Origin of the sequence: Nocardioides sp. (genome assembly GCF_035503875.1) — a bacterium.
GTDB lineage: Bacteria > Actinomycetota > Actinomycetes > Propionibacteriales > Nocardioidaceae > Nocardioides.
The window spans coordinates 1-19,442 of sequence record NZ_DATJTA010000060.1 but is presented as its reverse complement, the minus strand read 5'-3'; the positions used below and the strand labels follow the sequence as shown (position 1 = coordinate 19,442).

Sequence of the window (19,442 nt, the reverse complement as noted above, 5' to 3'; positions counted from 1 at the left end):
CGGAGGCGGAGTGCCCGTCGCGCTGCCTAGCGTCCTGGCGTGACCTCGTCCCGAGCCGTCCTGTCCGGCGCCCTGGCCGCCGTCGCCCTGCTCGCCTCCGCCTGCGGTACGACGGGAGCGGCGCCCGAGGGCGAACTTCCCGCCCGGGTGGATGGCGCCCGCCAGGACGCGTCGGTGGCGCGGCTCGATCCGGACCTCCGGTCCGCGGTCCGGGCCGCGATGCGCGCCGCGCGCGAGGACGGCGTGCGGGTGGAGATCACCAGCGGCTGGCGCAGCCGGGAGCACCAGCAGCGGCTGTACGACGAGGCCGTGGCGCGGTACGGCAGCGAGGACGAGGCGCGTCGCTACGTCGCCACCCCGGACTCCTCGGCCCACGTGACCGGGGACGCGGTGGACCTGGGACCCACGGACGCCCTGAGCTGGCTCAGCCAGCACGGCGCGGACTTCGGCCTGTGCCAGACCTTCGCGAACGAGATGTGGCACTACGAGCTCGCCACGACGCCGGGCGGCCGGTGCCCCGAGATGCTCCTCGACGGCACCGGCCGGTCCTGATGCGGGGTGGGCTCAGCTCCCGGTGAAGCGCGGGGCGCGCTTCTCGGCGAAGGCGCGCGGGCCCTCCTTGGCGTCGTTCGAGGCGAAGACGGCCATGCCGACCTTCGCGTCGTCGGCCCAGCAGTCCTCCTCGTGCCGGCCCTCGGAGTCGCGGACGGTCTTCAGGATCGCCTGCACGGCCAGCGGGCCGTTGGCGCAGATCAGGTCGGCGATCTCGTGGGCCTTGGCCAGGGCGTGCCCGTCGGGGACCACGTGGCCGACGAGCCCGATCTCCTTGGCCTCCGGCGCCTTGATCGCGCGGCCGGTCAGCAACAGCTCGACGGCGAGCGTGTAGGGGATCTGGCGGGGGAGCCGGACGGCGGACCCGCCCATCGGGTAGAGGCTCCACTTCGCCTCGGCGACGCCGAAGCGGGCCGACTCCCCGGCGATCCGGATGTCGGTGCCCTGCAGGATCTCCGTCCCGCCGGCGATCGCCGGACCCTCGACCGCGGCGATGAGCGGCTTGGTGAGCCGGAAGCCCTTGAGCAGGCCCTTGAGCACCGACGGGTCGAAGCCGGACTTGAAGCTGTCGTCCGGCGAGCGCTTGGTCGCCGCCTTCAGGTCCATGCCGGCGCAGAAGTAGCCGCCCGCGCCGGTGAGGATGCAGACCCGGATGTCGTCGTCGGAGTTCACCCGGTCCCAGGCCTCCTCCATGATCGCGAGCATCTCGCCGGAGAGGGCGTTGCGGGTCTCGGGGCGGTTCATGGTGACGACGAGCTTGTGCCCGTCCTGCTCCACGAGGCAGTGGGGAGCGGTGGGGGCATCGGTCTGCGCTTCAGTCATGTCGCGGAATGCTAGCCAAAAACGAGAACGTGTTCTAGTCTCGCGCCGTGGCCCTGAACATCGCTGATCTCTTCGAACACGCCGTCGACGCCGCCCCCGACAAGCCAGCCGTCCAGGTCGGCGACCGGCGGGCCACCTACGCGGATCTCGAGCGCGACTCGAACCGCCTCGCGCACTTCCTGCAGAGCCGGGGGGTGCAGCCCGGGGACCACGTCGGCATCTACGCGAAGAACAGCGTGGAGCACGTCGTCGCCCTGCTCGCGGTGCTGAAGATCCGCGCCGTCGGCATCAACGTCAACTACCGCTACGTCGAGGGCGAGCTCGACTACCTCTTCGACAACTCCGACATCGTCGCGCTCCTGCACGAGCGGCCGTACGCACCGCTGGTCGCGGCGTGCGCCCCCAAGCACGAGAAGCTGCAGACCGTCGTGGTCATGCCCGACGCGATCGACGCCGACGACCAGAGCGACGTCTCCTCGTATGACGGGGTCCTGTGGGAGGACGCGCTCGCCGGTCAGAGCGACGCCCGTGACTTCGCCGAGCGCAGCGCCGACGACCTGCACATCATCTACACCGGCGGGACCACCGGCTTCCCGAAGGGCGTGATGTGGCGCCACGAGGACTTCTGGCGCACGCTCGGCGGCGGCATCGACTTCTACACCGGCGAGCCGCTCTCCGAGTACGACCAGTCCGAGCAGGCCAAGCTCGACGGCCGGATGGTCACCTTCCCGCTCAGCCCGCTGATGCACGGCGGCGCGCAGGCCGGCCTGCTGATGCACCTCTTCGCGGGCCACCTGACGATCATGGAGCCGAAGTTCGACGCCAAGCGGACCTGGGAGATCATCGACCGCGAGAAGGTCCAGCTGATCTTCATGACCGGCGACGCGATGGCCCGCCCGCTCATCGAGGAGTACGAGCGCCAGGCCGCCACGGGCTCGCCGTACGACGGCTCGAGCCTGTTCGCGATCTCCAGCAGCGCCGCGATCTTCAGCCCGCCGAACAAGGAGCGCTGGATCAAGGCCTTCCCCGACGCCGTCTTCACCGACTCGGTCGGCGCCTCGGAGACCGGCTTCCAGGGCATGGGCATGCAGGACAAGGAGCAGATCAGCAGCGACGGCCCGGTGGTCGGGCTCGGCCCGAACAGCGTCGTCATCGACGAGGACAACCGGGTCCTGGACCTCGCCACCAGCGTCGGCAAGATCGGCCGCCTGGGTCGCGGCGGCTCGGTGCCGGTCGGCTACTACAAGGACCCCGAGAAGTCCGCCGCCACCTTCCTCGTGATCGACGGGGAGCGCTACTCCGTGCCCGGCGACAACGCCCGGATCGAGGAGGGCAATCGGGTGACCCTGCTCGGCCGCGGCTCCAACTGCGTGAACACCGGCGGCGAGAAGGTCTACCCCGAAGAGGTGGAGATGGCGATCAAGCGCCACCCCGCCGTGTACGACGTCCTGGTCGTCGGCATCCCCGACCCGACGTACGGCCAGGCCGTCGCCGCGGTCGTCGAGCCGCGCGAGGGCGAGAGCCTCGAGCTGGAGGGCCTGCGGGAGTTCCTGCGGGCGCATCTCTCGGGCTACAAGCTGCCCCGCGCGCTGACCCTGGTCGACCAGGTGCCGCGCAACGCGACCGGCAAGGCGCAGTACCCCCGTGCCAAGGAGTTGGCCCTCGAGGCCCAGACCGCTGGAGTTCAGTCCTGATGAGAACCCCCATCTGCGACGAGTTCGGGATCGAGTACCCGATCTTCGCCTTCACCCCGTCCGAGCACGTCGCCGCCGCGGTCTCGCGGGCCGGTGGGCTCGGGGTGCTCGGCTGCGTCCGGTTCAACGACACCGAGGAGCTCGAGAAGACGCTCTCGTGGCTCGACGAGAACACCGACGGCAAGCCGTACGGCGTCGACATCGTGATGCCGATGAAGGTGCCGGAGGAGGTCAAGGGCCTCGACGTGTCGTCGATGATCCCCGACGAGCACAAGAGGTTCGTCGACCAGACGCTGCTCAAGCTCGGCGTGCCCCCGCTCCCGGAGGGTGAGGGCCGCGAGGGCGTGCTCGGCTGGCTGCACTCCGTGGCCCGCTCGCACCTCGACGTCGCGCTCCAGCACCGGCCGGTGCTGATCGCCAACGCGCTCGGCTCCCCGCCGGTCGACGTCATCGAGAAGTGCCACGAGCACGGCGTCAAGGTGGCGGCCCTCGCGGGCGCCGCCAAGCACGCGCTGTCGCACGTCAGGAACGGCGTCGACATCATCGTCGCCCAGGGCTACGAGGCCGGCGGCCACACCGGCGAGGTGGCCTCGATGGTCCTGCAGCCCGACATCGTCGACGCGGTCGGCCCCGACGTCCCCGTGCTCGGCGCGGGCGGCATCGGCTCGGGCCGCCAGGTCGCCGCGTCGCTGGCGCTCGGCTCGCAGGGCGTGTGGACGGGCTCGATCTGGCTCGGCACGGAGGAGTACCGCAACCTCTCCGCCAACCACTCCGCCTGGGAGACCGCGTTCACCCGGGCGACGTCCTCCGACACGGTCCGCACCCGGATCTACACCGGCAAGCCGGCCCGGCTGCTGAAGACCAAGTGGGTCGAGGCCTGGGCCGAGGAGGGCGCACCCGAGCCGCTGCCGATGCCGCTGCAGAACCTGCTCGTCGCCGAGGCGCACAACCGGATCACGGCCGCCAACGATCCCGACGTCATCTCGATGCCGATCGGTCAGATCGTGGGCCGGATGAACGACGTGAAGCCGGTCGCCGAGGTGATGGCCGAGCTGGTCTCGGGCTTCGAGGACTCCGTCGCGCGGCTGAACAAGCTCTGAGGGGAGACGAAGGGGGACCCACCGCCGAGGCGGTGGGTCCCCCTTGGTCGTGTTCGCCGTCAGACGGCCGCCGGCCGCTCGCTCTCGTGGGAGTACGACGTCCCGCGCGCCTCGCGCACCCAGAGGATCCCGTCGCCGGCGGTCGGGCCCTGCGCGGCGAGCTCGCGCTTGATGACCTTGTTGGTCGCGGTGCTCGGCAGGTCGTCGGCGACCCGGACGTAGCGGGGCCGGGCCTTGGGGGAGAGGTCGGGCTGGGCGGCGAGGAACGCCTCGAACTCCTCCGGCGTCAGGCGCGCGCCGTCGCGGAGCACGAGCGCGGCCATCACCTGGTCGCCGACCCGCTCGTCGGGGACGGCGTACACCGCGACCCGGCTGACGACCTCGAGCCGCATCAGGATCCGCTCGATCGGGGCGGCGGCGAGGTTCTCGCCGTCGACCCGCATCCAGTCCGATGTACGGCCGGCGAGGTAGACCCAGCCCTCGGCGTCGCGGTAGGCGAGGTCGCCGGACCAGTACATGCCGTGCCGCGTGCGCTCCTCGTTGGCGCCGGGGTCGTTGTAGTAGCCCCGGAAGTAGCCCGCGCCCTGGGTGTTGACCAGCTCGCCCACCGCCTCGTCGGCGTTGAGCAGCGCGCCGTGCTCGTCGAAGACCGCGCGCGGGCACTCCTGCACGGTCTCGGAGTCGTAGACCGCGACGCCGTCGAACGGGCGGCCGATGGAGCCCGGCGGCGTGCCCGGTTCGCGGGTCACGATGACCGCGGTCTCGGTGGAGCCGTACCCGTCCCAGACCGTGCAGCCGAAGCGGCGCGAGAACTCGTCGATGTCGCGGTCGCTGGCCTCGTTGCCGAACGCGACCCGCAGCGGGTTGTCGGCGTCGTCGGCCTGCTCGGGGGTCGCCAGGACGTAGGCCAGCGGCTTGCCGACGTAGTTCATGTACGTCGCGCCGTAGCGGCGCACGTCGTCGAGGAAGTGCGAGGCCGAGAACCGGGCCGGCGCCATCGGGGCGCCACTGCACAGCGACACCGTCCACCCGGCCAGCAGCGCGTTGGAGTGGAACAGCGGCATCGAGAGGTAGCAGAGGTCGTCGCGGGTGATCGTGAACTTGTCGACGAGGGTCAGTCCCGCGAACAGGACCATCACGTGCGCCACCTGCACGGCCTTCGGCTCCCCGCTGGTGCCGGAGGTGAAGATCATCATGAAGGTGTCCATCGCCTCGACCTCGCGGTGCGGGACCAGCGGTCCGGCCCCGGCCACGAGGGCGTCGTACGACGGCGTGTCGACCTCGACCACCTGCGCGCCGGCCAGGTCGAGCCCGTCCAGCAGCGGCCGGTGGTCGGCGTCGACGAGCAGCACCTGGCACTCGGCCCGGTGCACGTCGGCCGCCAGCGCGGCGCCCCGGCGGGTGTCGTTGATGCCGACCAGGACGTAGCCGCCCAGGGCGGCGGCCGCCATCGCGCGCAGCATCGCCGGGGTGTTGCCGAGCAGGGCGCCGACGTGGACCGGTCGCTCCCGGTCCACGGCACCGAGCAGGGCCGACGCCTCGGCGGAGGCCTCGGCGAGGTGCTCGCGCCAGGACCACGTGCGGTCGTCGTACCGGACCGCGGGACCGTCGTCCTCGAGCCACTCCCGAAGCTGCTGCTGCACTGTCTCGGCCACGTCGTTCCTTTGCTCGCCCCTACTTGACACGCGTCAAAATATGGCGCGGGTCACACCCGGTCAAGCATGTCCCGGTGGCCGGTGCAGCGCACCCTGAGACGGCTCTTACGCGGGCTCCGCCGCGAGGGTCCGGCCGATCCGCAGGGCCTGCTCCGTCGCGCCGCCGTACAGGAACTCGAAGCGCTTGGCGCCGGTGAAGTAGCGGTGCACGGGGCCGTCGAGGTCGATGCCGACGCCGCCGTGCACGTGCACCGTGGTGTGCGCCAGCCGGTGCCCGGCGTCGGCCGCCCAGAGCTTGGCCATCGCGACGTCGGTGTCGGCGGGCAGTCCCTCGTCGAGGCGCCAGGCCGCGCGCCACAGCATCAGCCGCTGGCCGAGCGTGTCGATGTAGCCGTCGGCGAGCCGCTGGCTGACCGCCTGGAAGGTCGCGATCGGGCGGCCGAACTGCTCGCGCGTCTTGGCGTACGACGCCGTCAGGGCCAGCGCACCCTCGGTGAGCCCGAGCTGCTCGGCGGAGGCCGCGAGCACGAGCAGGTTGCGCAGGCGGTGGTCGACGGTGCCGTCCGCGGCTCCGAGCAGCCGCTCCGGGCCGAGCGTCGCGCCGTCGAGCTCGAGGCGGGCGACGGCCTCGCCGTCGGAGAACGTCTGCGGCACCACGCGGACGCCGGCGTCGCCCGGCGTCACCAGGAACACGCCGACGCCCGTCGGGGTCTCGGCGGGGACCAGGAACAGGTCGGCGTACCCGCCGGCCGGCACGATCGCCTTGCTGCCCGTGAGGCGGTACGACGCCCCGTCGGCCACCGCGACCGTCGTCGGCCGCTCCGGGGCGAAGGCCCGCTCCTCGGTGACGGCCGCGGTCAGCACGATCGACCCGCCGGCCGCGCCGGGGAGCCACTGCGCCTGCTGGTCGGGGGAGCCGTGCTCGGCGATCAGTCGGGCGGCCGGGCCGTGCGCCGCCAGCGGGACCGGGGCGACCGTGCGGCCGACCTCGACGAGTACCCGGCACAGCTCGACGATGCCGAGCCCGGCGCCGTCGTACTCCTCGGGGAGGGCGAGGCCCAACAGCCCGGCGGAGCCCAGCTCGGCCCACAGCTCGCGGTCGAACCGGCTGCCCGCCCGCTCGATCTCGCGCATCCGCTCGTTGGTGGCCCGGTCGCCGAGGATCCGCGCCGCCAGCTCGGCCGCCTCGTCCTGCTCGGGGGTGAAGGAGAAGTCCATGGTCGATTACCTCTTCGCTGCAGGCAGGCCCAGGCCCACGTAGCCGATGATGTCGCGCTGGATCTCGTTGGTCCCGCCGCCGAAGGTCATCACGAGCGAGGACCGGTACATGCGCTCCAGGCGCCCGTTGAGCAGCGCGCCCTCGGAGGTGCCGGTCAGGCCGGCGTTCGGGCCGACGATCTCCATGAGCGACCGGTAGACCTCGGTCGCCAGCTCGGAGCCGTAGATCTTGGTCGCCGACGCCTCCGCGGGGGAGAGGTCGACGCCGTGGTCGGCGTCGGAGGCGAGCTTCCAGTTCAGCTGGGTGAGCATCTCGACCCGGGCGTGGGCGCGGCCGAGTGCGATCTGCACCCACTCGGAGTCGATCACCCGCTGTCCGTCGGGGTTCTTGGTGTCCTGCGCCCAGGCCCGGACCAGCTTCAGCGACTGCGTGAGCGGTGCGGACGAGGTGAGGGCGACCCGCTCGTGGTTGAGCTGGTTGGTCATCAGCGACCAGCCGCCGTTGAGCTCGCCCACGAGGTTGCCGACCGGCACCCGGACGTCCTCGTAGTAGGTTGCGCTGGTGCCGACGCCGGCGACGGTGTGCACCGGGGTGTAGGAGAAGCCGGGCGCGTCGGCCGGCACCAGGATCATCGACAGCCCCTTGTGGCGCGGCAGGTCCGGATCCGTGCGGCAGGCCAGCCAGATCCAGTCGGCGTACTGGATGAGCGAGGTCCACATCTTCTGTCCGTTGATGACGAACTCGTCGCCCTCGCGGACGGCCTTGGTCTTCAGCGAGGCCAGGTCCGTGCCCGACCCCGGCTCGGAGTAGCCGATGGAGAAGTGCATGTCGCCCGCGAGGATGCGCGGGAGGAAGTACTCCTTCTGCTCGTCCGTGCCGTAGCGCATGATCGTCGGCCCGACCGTGTTCAGGGTCAGGTAGGGGATCGGTACGCCGTGGTCGGCGGCGACGTCGGTGAAGATGAGCTGCTCGACCATGGAGCGGTCCTGGCCGCCGAACTCCTTCGGCCAGCCGATGCCGAGCCAGCCGTCGCTGCCGAGGCGCCGGATGACGCTCTTGTAGACCCCGGCCTCGCCGAACTCGCCGGTGGCGGACGCGAGCCCGGCCCGGACCTCGGGTGTCACCAGGGCGGTGAAGTAGTCGTGGAGCTCCTCGCGCAGGGCGAGGTGCTCGGGATCCAGGGCCAGGTGCATGGGGTACTCCCTGTGGTGGGGACGACAGCCCGGTGCGCTGGCACCGGCGGCTCAAAAACTATAACCTGTTCTCGTTTTGGTCCACCGACACGTTCCACCCGGCACCGTCCGGACGCTTGGGAGGCGAGTGATGAGCGACACCAGGTTCCTCGACCGGGGCACCCCGCCCGCGCGGTACGCGCGAGGCTGGCACTGCCTGGGCCTCGCCGACGCCTTCCGCGACGGCAAGCCGCATGCGGTGCAGGCCTTCGGCACCAAGCTGGTGGTCTGGGCCGACTCGCAGGGCGAGATCAACGTCCTCGACGGCTACTGCCGGCACATGGGCGGCGACCTCACCCAGGGCGAGGTGAAGGGCGACAACGTCGCCTGCCCCTTCCACGACTGGCGGTGGGGCGGCGACGGGAAGTGCAAGGAGATCCCCTACGCCCGCCGGGTCCCGCTGCGCGCTCGCACCCAGCGCTACCCCGTCGCGATCCGCAACCAGCAGGTCCTCGTGTGGCACGACGTGGAGGGCTCCGCGCCGGACCACGACGTCCTGCCGCCGGAGCTGCCCGGCATCGCCGAGGGCGCCTACACCGACTGGGTGTGGAACGCCGAGCACATCGAGGGCTCCAACTGCCGCGAGCTCATCGACAACGTGGTCGACATGGCGCACTTCTACTACGTGCACTTCGCGTTTCCGACGAGCTTCCGCAACGTCTTCGAGGGTCACGTCGCGACGCAGTTCATGGAGTCCAAGGGCCGCCCCGACAAGACCGAGGGGTACGGCGACGCCGAGCTCTTCCTGAAGTCGGAGGCGACCTACTACGGGCCGTCGTACATGATCAACTGGCTCGACACGGACTACAAGGGCTTCAAGACCGAGGTCGTGCTGTTCAACTGCCACGTCCCGACGAGCGCCGACTCCTTCCTGCTGCAGTACGGCATCATCGTGAAGAAGCCCGAGGGCATGGACGACAAGACGGCCAACTTCATCGCGAAGAAGTACGCCGAGATGTTCGGCAGCGGCTTCCTCCAGGACGTGCACATCTGGAAGAACAAGGTGCCGGTCCAGAACCCGCTGCTGTGCGAGGAGGACGGGCCCGTCTACCAGCTGCGCCGGTGGTACGAGCAGTTCTACGTCGACGTCGCCGACATCGCGCCCGAGATGGTCGACCGGTTCGAGTTCGAGGTCGACACGACGAAGGCCAACGAGTTCTGGCAGGACGAGGTCGCCGAGAACCTCCGCCGCAAGGCCGAGGAGGACGGCGACCCGCAAGGACCCGGCGGCGGCGACGGTGCCGCGGCCGGCAGTACCCAGATCATGACGGGCACCTGAGGGCGCCGTGGCCTCCTTCGTCCCCACGAGCCCGGACACCGTCGAGGACCAGCGGCTCTACACCCAGGCCCGACTGACCGAGGTCGCCTGCCTGGACTGCCTGGCCCGGGTGGGTGTGAAGAAGAACAGCGAGCACCACACGTCGGTCCAGTGGAACGCCGAGGCGCGGGCGCACTGCCCGGACCTCACCCGGCGCTCCGGTGGACGCGACGTGCATCCCGCCTGTCCGCGGATGCTGGCTAGCATCGACGCTGCCGCACGCGACGGACAGATCCCCATCGGAGCCGAGGACGGTTACTGACCCCCATGGACACCCAGTCCTTCGAGTTGAAGGTCGTCGACGTCGTCGAGGAGACGGCGGACGCGCACTCGATCACCTTCGAGGTGCCCTCCGCGGACGCCGAGCACTTCGGCTACCGCCCCGGCCAGTTCCTGACGGTGGCGGTGCCCAGCGACCAGACCGGCGTGGCGGCCCGCTGCTACTCACTCTCGAGCAGTCCCGTCGGCGGCGGTCCGCTGACGATCACGGTCAAGCGCACGGCCGACGGGTACGCCTCGAACTGGATCTGCGACCACGTCCGCGAGGGCGACACCCTGCGGGTGCTGCCGCCGAGCGGCATCTTCACCCCGGCCTCGCTCAGTGCCGACCTGCTGCTGTTCGCCGGCGGGTCCGGCATCACTCCGGTCATCTCGATCACCCGGACCGCGCTGCAGCAGGGGACCGGCCGGATCGTGCTGTTCTACGCGAACCGCGACGAGTCGTCGGTCATCTTCGCCAAGGAGCTGACCGCGCTGGCCGCCGAGCACCCCGACCGGCTGCAGGTCGTGCACTGGCTGGAGTCCGTGCAGGGTCTGCCCAGCCAGGAGCAGGTCGCGGCGTTCGCGAGCGCGTACACGTCGTACGACGCCTTCGTGTGCGGCCCCGCGCCGTTCATGAAGCTCACCGTCGCAGCGCTGAAGGGCCTGGAGTTCCCGCGTGAGCGTCGGCACCAGGAGAAGTTCGTCTCCCTGGGCGGCAACCCCTTCGGCGACCTGCACGACCAGGAGGTCGCCGAGCACGAGATCGAGGACGCGGAGCGCGACCTCGACGAGACCGTCGCCGACACCGGCGAGGGCCGGCCGCAGGGGCCGGTGCGCCTCGAGGTCGAGCTCGACGGCGAGAAGTACGCCTACGACGACTGGGCACCCGGCACGAAGATGCTCGACCACCTCGAGTCGAAGGGCGTCAAGGCGCCGTACTCCTGCCGCGAGGGGGAGTGCTCGGCCTGCGCGATCCGGCTCCTCGAGGGGGACGTCAAGATGCTGCACAACGACGTGCTCGACGACGAGGACATCGCCGACGGCATCCGGTTGGGCTGCCAGGCCGTCCCGGTCACAGATGTCGTCCGAGTCACCTACAGCTGACGCCGTTCCTGCCGATAGGAACCTCGGCGGCGCTGATCGGCGCACCGACGACCTCGAAATCCACAGAACGGTAACAACTCGCCCACGGGCGAGTGCGGTCTAGTCCACAAAAGAAAAACAGGGCAATTTCCTCATCCCGAGGTTTCCGGTCCCGTTGAGTTGCCTAAGAACCTGCCCATCGGGGCACGGATGGCTCCCCCCACAGACCGGCACCCGCCGACCTGGCCGTCCGTGCTTTGGAAGGAGGGGTCATGGTCGTCCTATTTCTTCTCGTCGGCGCCGCCGTGCTCGCCGTGCCGCTGATCTCCGGACTCGCCGGCACGACCGACGCCCGGGGACGGGAGCGCGATCCGCGGCTGCGCTACGTCGCCCGGCATCCCGAGCAGGTGAACATCGGCGACATCAGCCGCCTGCTCGCGCGCGAGCTCGACCGGGCCGAGGTCGAGCTGATCCTCGACCGGGCCGAGGCCCTGGGGGTGAAGCCCTGGACCATGCTCAGCTGGATCCAGCGCAACGACGTCTCCAGCCTGGCCCTGGTCCTCGCGGCCGAGCTCAGCCACGAGGAGCTGCTGCTGCACCTCGGCAACGGCACCCTGCCCGACCTGGCCGAGCTCGAGGTGTTCGCCGCGATCAACGGTCTGCCCGCCAGCCGGCCCCGCCCCCGGCGTCGTACGTCCGAGGGCGTCGTGCGGCCCTCCGTGGCCCGCCGTGGCACGGGTCAGCCCAGCTCCCGGATGCCCGACATCTTCGAGCCCGGCTGCTGGCCCGGCGACCCCCGGATCGAACCGGGCGACCTCGCCGCCTGACGCCGAGTCGGCAGAAGTTGCGCGTCGAGTCGGCAGAACTTGCCGTCAGCCCTGACGTGAACTTCTGCCGACTCGGCGCTGGGTCGGCTACCAGCCGCGGGTGCGCCACTCGTGGAGCGCGGGGCGCTCGGCGCCGATCGTCGAGTCGTTCCCGTGGCCCGGGTAGAACCAGGTGTCGTCGCCGAGCCGCTGGAAGACCTTGGTCTCGACCTCGTCGATGAGCTGGGCGAAGGCGGCCTCGTCGCCGAAGGTGTTGCCGACCCCGCCGGGGAACAGCGAGTCGCCGGTGAACAGGTGCGGGTGACCCTCGGGGTCGGCGTACAGCAGGGCGATGGAGCCGGGCGTGTGACCGGCGATCGCGATCACCTCGAGGGTGCACTCGCCGACGCTCACCTTGTCGCCCTGGTGGACGGGCCGGGCGACCGGGACCCCGGTCTGGGAGGTGATGGCGTCGGCGTCCGGCGCGCCCGCGACCACCTCGGCGCCCGTGGCCTTGACGACGTCGGCGAGCGCCCGGTGGTGGTCCCAGTGCTGGTGGGTGGTGACGACCGTCGTCAGTCCCGCGTCGCCGATGAGGGGGAGCAGGACGTCGGGCTCCGCGGCCGCGTCGATCAGGAGCTGCTCGCCGGTACGACGGCAGCGCAGCAGGTAGCAGTTGTTGGACATCTGCTCGTCGACGGCCACCTTCGTGATCGTCAGGGACGCCAGCTCGCGGGTGTCGGGTGCGCCGCCGGGCGTCACCTCTCCGGTGTAGGTCACCATGCTCCAATCCGGGGCGGTCGACCGCCCTCGCTCGTCAATCCTGCACCGTCGCCTCGGCCGGTGAGCCACCAGCCCAGCGCGGCGGCCGGGCCGGTCACCGTCGGGCCACCGTCCCCGATCGTCCAGGAGCGGTCAAGGTCGGAGGCGACCGCCACGAGGGCCGTCGTACCGTCCACGCGGGGGAGCAGCGCCTCGACGAGCAGCAGCGCGAACTCGTCGCCCCAGTCGCTCCAGGAGTACGACGCCGCGAGGTCGGCGTGGTGGATCTCGACCTCGCGCAGCCGCATGTCGACCACCTCGGCGGCGACGAAGGTACGGCCCCCGGGGGTGCGTTCGAGGGTGGTGTGCCACGCGTCGTCCGGTACGGCGCCGAGCGCGTCGTCGAACCGGGTGATCGCGCCGAGCAGCCGGTCGCGCAGATGGCCCGGGGCGGCGGTCGCGAGCTCCGCGATGTCCTCGTCCCGGGCCTCCGGGGAGCGGTACATGGGCGCGGGCTCGCCCGCGGTCACCCCGGTCAGGGCGTCGGTGAGGCCCTCGGCGTTGAGGGCGAGGTGCGCCACGACGTGCGCACGCGACCAGCCCGGGAGTCCGCTGTCCTCCTTCCAGTCGCGGTCGGCGAGGCCGTCGACGGTGCGGACCAGTCGCTGGGAGGCGCCCGGGAGGAGCGCGAGGGCACGGGGGTCGGGACGGGGTACCGGCATGCCGTCATCCTGTCCCGTCCGCCCGCCCGTCGCCAGCACCTCCGCGGACTGTCGGTGGCCCGTGAGATCGTGCACAGGTCGGTGTGGCGACTTGGCGCACCGCGTACGATGACGAACATCTGTTCGAACGAGTGAGGACCCGTTTTCGTGGCCGATCAGCTGATCATCCGGGGCGCCCGGGAGCACAACCTGAAGGACGTGTCACTCGACCTTCCACGCGATTCGCTCATCGTGTTCACCGGACTCTCGGGCTCGGGGAAGTCCTCGCTCGCCTTCGACACGATCTTCGCCGAGGGTCAGCGTCGCTACGTCGAGTCGCTCTCGGCGTACGCCCGGCAGTTCCTCGGCCAGATGGACAAGCCCGACGTCGACTTCATCGAGGGCCTCTCGCCCGCGGTCTCGATCGACCAGAAGTCGACCTCGAAGAACCCGCGCTCGACGGTCGGCACCATCACCGAGGTCTACGACTACCTCCGCCTCCTCTACGCCCGCGCGGGCCGGCCGCACTGCCCGGTGTGCCACGCGCCCATCGAGCGGCAGACGCCCCAGCAGATCGTCGACCGGGTGCTCGCCCTGGAGGAGGGGCGCCGCTTCCAGGTGCTCGCGCCGGTCATCCGCGGCCGCAAGGGGGAGTACGTCGACCTCTTCCGCCAGCTCCAGACGCAGGGCTTCTCGCGCGCCCGCGTCAACGGCGAGACCCATACGCTCGACGACCCGCCCAAGCTGGACAAGCAGAAGAAGCACACCATCGAGGTGGTCGTCGACCGGCTCGCGGTCAAGGAGTCCTCGAAGCGCCGCCTGACCGACTCGGTGGAGACCGCGCTCCGGCTCGCCGGCGGGCTGGTGCTCTTCGACTTCGTCGACCTCGACGCCGGCGACCCCGGCCGCGAGCTGAAGTTCAGCGAGAAGATGGCGTGTCCCAACGACCACCCCATCGACACCGACGACCTCGAGCCCCGCTCGTTCTCGTTCAACTCGCCCTTCGGCGCCTGCCCCGCCTGTCACGGTCTCGGCACCCGGATGGAGGTCGACCCCGAGCTGGTCGTCCCCGACCCGGACGCCACCCTCGGCGAGGGCGCGATCCAGCCGTGGAGCCACGCCACGGTCGCCGACTACTTCCTGCGGCTGATGGCCGCCCTGGGCGACGAGCTCGGCTTCGATCTCAACACCCCCTGGTCGGGCCTCACGGCCAAGGCCCGCAAGGCCGTCATCGAGGGGCACCCGACCAAGGTGCACGTCGTCACCCGCAACCGCTACGGGCGCGAGCGCGCCTACTACGCGGAGTTCGAGGGCGTCCGCTCCTACATCGAGCGCCGCCACCGTGAGGCCGAGTCCGACACGAGCCGGGAGCGCTTCGAGGGCTTCATGCGCGAGGTGCCGTGCCCGACCTGCGCCGGCAGCCGGCTGAAGCCGGTATCGATGGCCGTCACCCTCGGCGGCAAGAACATCGCCGAGGTCTGCGCGCTCTCGCTCGACCAGTCGTCGGCCTTCCTGCGCTCGCTCGAGCTGTCCCCGCGCGAGCGGCAGATCGCCGAGGTGGTGCTGCGCGAGATCCAGCAGCGCCTGCAGTTCCTGCTCGACGTCGGTCTCGACTACCTCTCCCTCGACCGGGCCTCGGGGTCGCTGTCCGGTGGCGAGGCGCAGCGGATCCGGCTCGCCACCCAGATCGGCGCCGGCCTGGTCGGCGTCCTCTACGTCCTCGACGAGCCGTCGATCGGACTGCACCAGCGCGACAACCAGAAGCTCATCGAGACCCTGGTCCGGCTCAAGGACCTCGGCAACACCCTGATCGTCGTCGAGCACGACGAGGACACCATCAAGGTCGCCGACTGGGCGGTCGACGTGGGACCGGGGGCCGGCGAGCACGGCGGGCAGGTCGTGCACAGCGGCCCGGTCCCCGAGCTGCTCGCGCACCCCGACTCGATCACCGGCCAGTACCTCTCCGGACGTCGCGAGATCGCCGTCCCGCCCGTGCGCCGGCCGCGCACGACCGGTCGCGAGCTGACCGTCGTCGGCGCCCGCGAGAACAACCTGAAGAACATCGACGTCACGTTCCCGCTCGGCCTGTTCGTCGCCGTCACCGGCGTCTCGGGCTCGGGCAAGTCGACCCTGGTCAACGACATCCTCTACACCTCGCTGGCCAAGCAGCTCTACAACGCGCGGGCGATCCCGGGGCGGCACACCCGGATCACCGGCCTGGAGCACGTCGACAAGGTGATCCACGTCGACCAGTCCCCGATCGGGCGTACGCCGCGGTCCAACCCGGCGACGTACACCGGCGTCTTCGACCGGGTTCGCAAGCTGTTCGCGGACACCCCCGAGGCGAAGATGCGGGGCTACCTCCAGGGCCGCTTCTCCTTCAACGTCAAGGGCGGGCGCTGCGAGGCGTGCCAGGGCGACGGCACGATCAAGATCGAGATGAACTTCCTGCCCGACGTGTACGTCCCGTGCGAGGTCTGCCACGGCGCGCGCTACAACCGCGAGACCCTCGAGGTGCACTACAAGGGCAAGACCATCGCCGAGGTCCTCGACATGCCGATCGAGGAGGCTGTCGACTTCTTCGCCGCGGTCCCGGTCATCTCCCGCTACCTCACCACGCTGGTCGAGGTCGGCCTCGGCTACGTCCGGCTCGGTCAGCCGGCCACCACGCTCTCCGGCGGCGAGGCGCAGCGCGTCAAGCTCGCCACCGAGTTGCAGCGTCGCTCGACCGGGCGCACGCTGTACGTCCTCGACGAGCCGACCACCGGCCTGCACTTCGAGGACATCCGCAAGCTGCTCGGCGTCCTGGGCCGCCTGGTCGACCAGGGCAACACCGTGCTGGTCATCGAGCACAACCTCGACGTCATCAAGACGGCCGACTGGCTGGTCGACATGGGTCCCGAGGGCGGGTCCGGCGGCGGCACCCTGGTCGCCCAGGGCACGCCGGAGGACGTGGTGGCGGTGCCGGAGAGCTACACCGGGCAGTTCCTCCGCCCGATCCTGGAGGGCAAGGAGGCCAAGCAGCCGACGCGCAAGCTGCCGGCCGCCTCCGCGCCCGAACCCCGCGGCCGGACGGCCGCCTCGGCCTCCAAGCGCGGCGAGCGGGTGACGCGCTCCCGGGTCACGAAGGGCGCCTGACCGCACGGGGCGAGATTCTCAACGACTCCTCAGGTTTCGGCCGGTTCCGTGGGGCGCCGGGCTGGGTAGTGTGAACTTCAACGACCTTCCCCTCGAGAGGATCTCGATCGTGACCACGCAGGCCCGCAGCACCCGCCGACCGGACACCCCCGAGACCGCCGCGGAGGCTCGCACGTGCGCCTGTCTCAGCCGGCGGCACGCGCTGGCCGGTGCGGTCACGGTGGGTGTCGGCGTGCCCTTCCTCGCCGCCTGCGGGGGCGACGACGCGAGCAGTGGCACCGACGGCGTCAGCTCCTCGCCCGGCGGGTCCTCGCCGAGCAGCCCGGCCGGCTCCGGGAGTGCCCCGGCCGACGGGCTGACGACGACGGCCGACATCCCGGTCGGCGGGGGCAAGATCTTCGACGACGAGGGCGTCGTGATCACCCAGCCGACCGAGGGCGAGTTCAAGGGCTTCAGCAACATCTGCACCCACCAGGGCTGCCCGGTGACCGACGTGACGGACGGACAGATCCACTGCTCGTGCCACAACAGCATGTTCTCGATCGAGGACGGCTCCGTGGAGAGCGGTCCGGCGTCGTCAGCGCTGGACGAGGTCGCTCTCACGGTCGACGGCGACTCGATCAGCATCGCGTAGCACCTGCGCCCGCCAGCGCTGGTCGCGCACCGACGAGCGCCGGTCCAGCCGGGCGTCGAGCAGCAGGCGCGCCTCGTCGTACCTGTCGGCGCGCAGCAGCGCCGCGATCCGGGTCTCCTCGAGGATCTCGCGCTGGGCGTCCGAGCCGCCCAGTCGACGCCACGCGAGGGTGAGGTCCGCGAGCCGATCGGCCGCGTCGCCCGGCCGGCCGTCGGCCAGCCGGCGCAGGGCGCGCGCCAGCGGTGCGACCACGTCGCGCTGGGTGGGATGGGCGTGCCCGTCGGCGTACGCCGCGAGCCGGTCCAGGCCGGGGCCGTCGCCGAGGGCGAGCAGCACCACCGCCGCGTGCATCGCCAGGAACGGCGTCGCGGGCCGCTCGAGCACCCCGCGCCCGGTCGCCCGCGCGACCTCGTCGAGATCCGGGACGTCGCACGCGTCGGGATTAAGTGCCCACCGGAACAGCAGCGAGCCGGTGTCGACGAGGGCGCGGCAGCCGAGGCCCAGCTCCGGCCGCAGCTGCTTGTCGTGCCGGTGTCGTACGGCGTCGAGGTCGCCGAGCGAGAGCTCGTGCAGGGCGGCATGCCAGGAGAAGTGGCTCAGGCTCTCGGTCCGCCGGCCCGCGCCGTCGACCCAGGCGTCCATCCAGGCCAGTCCGGCGGCGTGGTCGCCGGTCTCGTAGTGCGCGTGCGCCCGGGCGTGGGCGGAGTGCCCGGCGGCCGGCTCGACGGCGAGCGAGCGGCACGACAGCTCCATCGCCTCGTCGAAGCGCCGTTGCTCCTGCCGGACGAAGGCGAGCAGGCCGGTGAACCACCAGTCGTCGCCGTACGCCGGGATCGCCTGCTCGACCAGCTCCCAGGCGTCCTCCGGCTGCTCGGTCGCCCCGGCGAACGCGATGGTGGGTACGGCGGCGGAGAGGAGCAGGGCGTCGCGCGGATGGACGCGCAGGTGCTGGAGGAGTGGCCGGGAGTCGCCGCGGATGTGCGCGGCGACGGCGTGCACGTGACTGCGCTCGCGCTCGGTGCCGCGACCGGCGTGCAGCTCGGCGTCACGCAACCGGGCGTCGAGATCGACGGCGAGGCACATCTCGTGCCCCAGCAGGGCCAGCGTCGCGTGGCCGATCGCGAACGTCGGGTCCAGGGCGACGGCGGTGGCCACCGCCGCGGAGCCGCCGGCGCGCAGTCGCAGCAGGTCGCCGAGGCCGCGGTCGTACGCCGCCGCCGCCTCGGGGCTGGTGGTCAGGGCGTACCCGTAGGAGTCGCGACACGGCATAAAAGAATAGTAAGCCAGTTGATAAAAACTTCTAAGCGGGCGCGCCGAAGGTACGGCGACCCCCGCCCGGACGGGACTGTCCCCGGCGGACCGTAGGGTTGTCACGTGCCTCCAGCCCGCCCCCGCCGCACCGCCACGGGGCCGTTGTCGTACCGCCCCGAGCCGGGCTCGATCCCCACCCAGCCGGGCGTCTACCGCTTCCGCGACGCGCGCGGCCGGGTGATCTACGTCGGCAAGGCGAAGAACCTCCGCGCGCGGCTCTCGTCGTACTTCCAGGACATCGGCAACCTCCACCAGCGCACCGCCACGATGGTCACCACGGCGGCGAGCGTGGAGTGGACGGTCGTCAACACCGAGGTCGAGGCGCTGCAGCTGGAGTACTCCTGGATCAAGGAGTACGACCCGCGCTTCAACGTGAAGTACCGGGACGACAAGTCCTACCCGTACCTCGCGGTGACGATGGGGGAGGAGTTCCCCCGGGTGCAGGTGATGCGGGGCGCGAAGCGCAAGGGCACCAGGTACTTCGGCCCTTACTCGCATGCCTGGGCGATCAGAGAGACCGTCGACACACTGCTGCGCGTGTTCCCGGTCCGCACCTGTTCCGCCGGGGTGTTCAAGCGTGCCGGGCAGATCGGCCGTCCCTGCCTCCTCGGCTACATCGGCAAGTGCTCCGCGCCCTGCGTCAAGCGGGTCAGCGCGGACGAGCACCGCGCCCTCGCCGAGGACTTCTGCGACTTCATGTCCGGCCAGACGAGCCGGTTCCTCAAGAAGCTGACCGCCGACATGATGCAGGCCGCAGGCGAGGAGGAGTACGAGCGCGCCGCCCGGCTCCGCGACGACATCAAGGCGCTGGAACGCGCGTTGGAAAAGCAGTCGGTCGTCCTCGGCGACGGCACCGACTGCGACGTGATCGCCCTCGCCGAAGACGCGCTCGAGGCCGCCGTCCAGATCTTCTACGTGCGCGGCGGGCGGATCAGGGGCCAGCGCGGCTGGGTACTGGAAAAGGTCGAGGAGACCACGACGAGCACGCTCGTCGAGCACTTCCTCGGCCAGTTCTACGGCGAGGGCGCTGAGCCTGCCAACACGGGCTCGGAGAGCAACGGCATTCCCCGCGAGGTCCTCGTCCCCGAACTCCCGCCGGACGCCGAGGCAATGACGGCCTGGCTGTCCGGGCGCCGTGGCGGCCCGGTCCAGCT

The 19,442-nt window shown here is 71.1% G+C and carries 17 protein-coding genes; 10 read left to right on the top strand and 7 right to left on the bottom strand.

The window, feature by feature from the left end; genetic code table 11:
* The first annotated feature begins 39 nt into the window (after window positions 1–39).
* Window positions 40–552 carry a M15 family metallopeptidase gene (locus VMF51_RS14655; RefSeq protein ID WP_325475187.1) on the top strand — a complete coding sequence of 171 codons (513 nt, stop codon included), beginning with the start codon at window positions 40–42 and terminating at the stop codon, window positions 550–552.
* A 12-nt stretch (window positions 553–564) separates the two neighbouring features.
* On the opposite strand, the gene VMF51_RS14650 is transcribed toward VMF51_RS14655, so the two are convergent.
* On the bottom strand, window positions 565–1,374 hold the full coding sequence (locus VMF51_RS14650) for a crotonase/enoyl-CoA hydratase family protein (RefSeq protein WP_325475186.1): 810 nt from the start codon (window positions 1,372–1,374) through the stop codon (window positions 565–567).
* Window positions 1,375–1,421: 47 nt separating this feature from the next.
* Between VMF51_RS14650 and VMF51_RS14645 the strand changes: the two genes are divergently transcribed.
* Both VMF51_RS14645 and VMF51_RS14640 read left to right on the top strand, forming a co-directional pair.
* Window positions 1,422–3,068 carry an acyl-CoA synthetase gene (locus VMF51_RS14645; RefSeq protein ID WP_325475185.1) on the top strand — a complete coding sequence of 549 codons (1,647 nt, stop codon included), beginning with the start codon at window positions 1,422–1,424 and terminating at the stop codon, window positions 3,066–3,068.
* On the top strand, window positions 3,068–4,168 hold the full coding sequence (locus VMF51_RS14640) for a nitronate monooxygenase family protein (RefSeq protein WP_325475184.1): 1,101 nt from the start codon (window positions 3,068–3,070) through the stop codon (window positions 4,166–4,168). The genes VMF51_RS14645 and VMF51_RS14640 overlap by 1 nt, the downstream gene beginning before the upstream one ends.
* A gap of 59 nt (window positions 4,169–4,227) precedes the next feature.
* Here the strand turns inward: VMF51_RS14640 and fadD1 are convergent, their stop codons facing one another.
* The 3 genes from fadD1 to VMF51_RS14625 all read right to left on the bottom strand — a co-directional run bounded on the left by fadD1 (window position 4,228) and on the right by VMF51_RS14625 (window position 8,235).
* A complete protein-coding gene (gene fadD1 / locus VMF51_RS14635; protein WP_325475183.1) occupies window positions 4,228–5,823 on the bottom strand; it encodes a fatty-acid--CoA ligase FadD1 in 1,596 nt (531 codons plus the stop codon).
* A 105-nt stretch (window positions 5,824–5,928) separates the two neighbouring features.
* Entirely contained in the window at window positions 5,929–7,041 is a 1,113-nt protein-coding gene (locus VMF51_RS14630; RefSeq protein WP_325475182.1) for an acyl-CoA dehydrogenase family protein, read from the bottom strand.
* A 6-nt stretch (window positions 7,042–7,047) separates the two neighbouring features.
* Window positions 7,048–8,235, bottom strand: coding sequence for an acyl-CoA dehydrogenase family protein (locus VMF51_RS14625; protein ID WP_325475181.1), 1,188 nt, complete (start codon window positions 8,233–8,235; stop codon window positions 7,048–7,050).
* A 130-nt stretch (window positions 8,236–8,365) separates the two neighbouring features.
* Here VMF51_RS14625 and VMF51_RS14620 point away from each other — a divergent pair, with 130 nt between their 5' ends.
* From VMF51_RS14620 to VMF51_RS14605, 4 genes are all read left to right on the top strand, one after another.
* Entirely contained in the window at window positions 8,366–9,553 is a 1,188-nt protein-coding gene (locus VMF51_RS14620) for a Rieske 2Fe-2S domain-containing protein (RefSeq protein ID WP_325475180.1), read from the top strand.
* 7 nt (window positions 9,554–9,560) lie between these two features.
* Entirely contained in the window at window positions 9,561–9,854 is a 294-nt protein-coding gene (locus tag VMF51_RS14615; RefSeq protein WP_325475179.1) for a hypothetical protein, read from the top strand.
* Between the two features lie 5 nt (window positions 9,855–9,859).
* Window positions 9,860–10,957 (top strand): ferredoxin--NADP reductase, encoded by a 1,098-nt coding sequence (locus tag VMF51_RS14610; RefSeq protein WP_325475178.1) that lies wholly within the window; start codon window positions 9,860–9,862, stop codon window positions 10,955–10,957.
* Between the two features lie 251 nt (window positions 10,958–11,208).
* Window positions 11,209–11,763 carry a hypothetical protein gene (locus tag VMF51_RS14605; RefSeq protein WP_325475177.1) on the top strand — a complete coding sequence of 185 codons (555 nt, stop codon included), beginning with the start codon at window positions 11,209–11,211 and terminating at the stop codon, window positions 11,761–11,763.
* Window positions 11,764–11,850: 87 nt separating this feature from the next.
* Here the strand turns inward: VMF51_RS14605 and VMF51_RS14600 are convergent, their stop codons facing one another.
* Entirely contained in the window at window positions 11,851–12,525 is a 675-nt protein-coding gene (locus VMF51_RS14600; protein WP_325475176.1) for an MBL fold metallo-hydrolase, read from the bottom strand.
* Complete coding sequence (locus VMF51_RS14595) at window positions 12,519–13,226, bottom strand: maleylpyruvate isomerase N-terminal domain-containing protein (RefSeq protein WP_325475175.1); 708 nt, start codon at window positions 13,224–13,226, stop codon at window positions 12,519–12,521. Before VMF51_RS14595 ends, VMF51_RS14600 begins: the two co-directional genes overlap by 7 nt.
* A gap of 147 nt (window positions 13,227–13,373) precedes the next feature.
* Between VMF51_RS14595 and uvrA the strand changes: the two genes are divergently transcribed.
* Both uvrA and VMF51_RS14585 read left to right on the top strand, forming a co-directional pair.
* The gene (gene uvrA / locus VMF51_RS14590) at window positions 13,374–16,343 is read left to right on the top strand and encodes an excinuclease ABC subunit UvrA (protein ID WP_325475174.1); all 2,970 of its coding nucleotides are present in this window, start codon (window positions 13,374–13,376) and stop codon (window positions 16,341–16,343) included.
* Between the two features lie 109 nt (window positions 16,344–16,452).
* Window positions 16,453–16,977 carry a Rieske (2Fe-2S) protein gene (locus VMF51_RS14585; protein WP_325475173.1) on the top strand — a complete coding sequence of 175 codons (525 nt, stop codon included), beginning with the start codon at window positions 16,453–16,455 and terminating at the stop codon, window positions 16,975–16,977.
* On the opposite strand, the gene VMF51_RS14580 is transcribed toward VMF51_RS14585, so the two are convergent.
* Window positions 16,921–18,246 carry a pyridine nucleotide-disulfide oxidoreductase gene (locus tag VMF51_RS14580; protein ID WP_325475172.1) on the bottom strand — a complete coding sequence of 442 codons (1,326 nt, stop codon included), beginning with the start codon at window positions 18,244–18,246 and terminating at the stop codon, window positions 16,921–16,923. The two genes, VMF51_RS14585 and VMF51_RS14580, sit on opposite strands and share 57 nt — an antisense overlap.
* A 105-nt stretch (window positions 18,247–18,351) precedes the next feature.
* On the opposite strand from VMF51_RS14580, the gene uvrC reads away from it, so the two are divergent.
* On the top strand, window positions 18,352–19,442 hold a 1,091-nt coding region (gene uvrC, locus VMF51_RS14575), incomplete at its 3' end, for an excinuclease ABC subunit UvrC (RefSeq protein ID WP_325475171.1).

Coding starts and splice junctions, on each gene's coding strand:
- VMF51_RS14650 (WP_325475186.1), bottom strand. CDS start 1,374: ATGACTGAAGCGCAGACCGATGCCCCCACCGCTCCCCACTGCCTCGTG.
- VMF51_RS14640 (WP_325475184.1), top strand. CDS start 3,068: ATGAGAACCCCCATCTGCGACGAGTTCGGGATCGAGTACCCGATCTTC.
- VMF51_RS14595 (WP_325475175.1), bottom strand. CDS start 13,226: ATGCCGGTACCCCGTCCCGACCCCCGTGCCCTCGCGCTCCTCCCGGGC.
- VMF51_RS14630 (WP_325475182.1), bottom strand. CDS start 7,041: ATGGACTTCTCCTTCACCCCCGAGCAGGACGAGGCGGCCGAGCTGGCG.
- VMF51_RS14600 (WP_325475176.1), bottom strand. CDS start 12,525: ATGGTGACCTACACCGGAGAGGTGACGCCCGGCGGCGCACCCGACACC.
- VMF51_RS14580 (WP_325475172.1), bottom strand. CDS start 18,246: ATGCCGTGTCGCGACTCCTACGGGTACGCCCTGACCACCAGCCCCGAG.
- VMF51_RS14610 (WP_325475178.1), top strand. CDS start 9,860: ATGGACACCCAGTCCTTCGAGTTGAAGGTCGTCGACGTCGTCGAGGAG.
- VMF51_RS14625 (WP_325475181.1), bottom strand. CDS start 8,235: ATGCACCTGGCCCTGGATCCCGAGCACCTCGCCCTGCGCGAGGAGCTC.
- VMF51_RS14605 (WP_325475177.1), top strand. CDS start 11,209: ATGGTCGTCCTATTTCTTCTCGTCGGCGCCGCCGTGCTCGCCGTGCCG.
- VMF51_RS14620 (WP_325475180.1), top strand. CDS start 8,366: ATGAGCGACACCAGGTTCCTCGACCGGGGCACCCCGCCCGCGCGGTAC.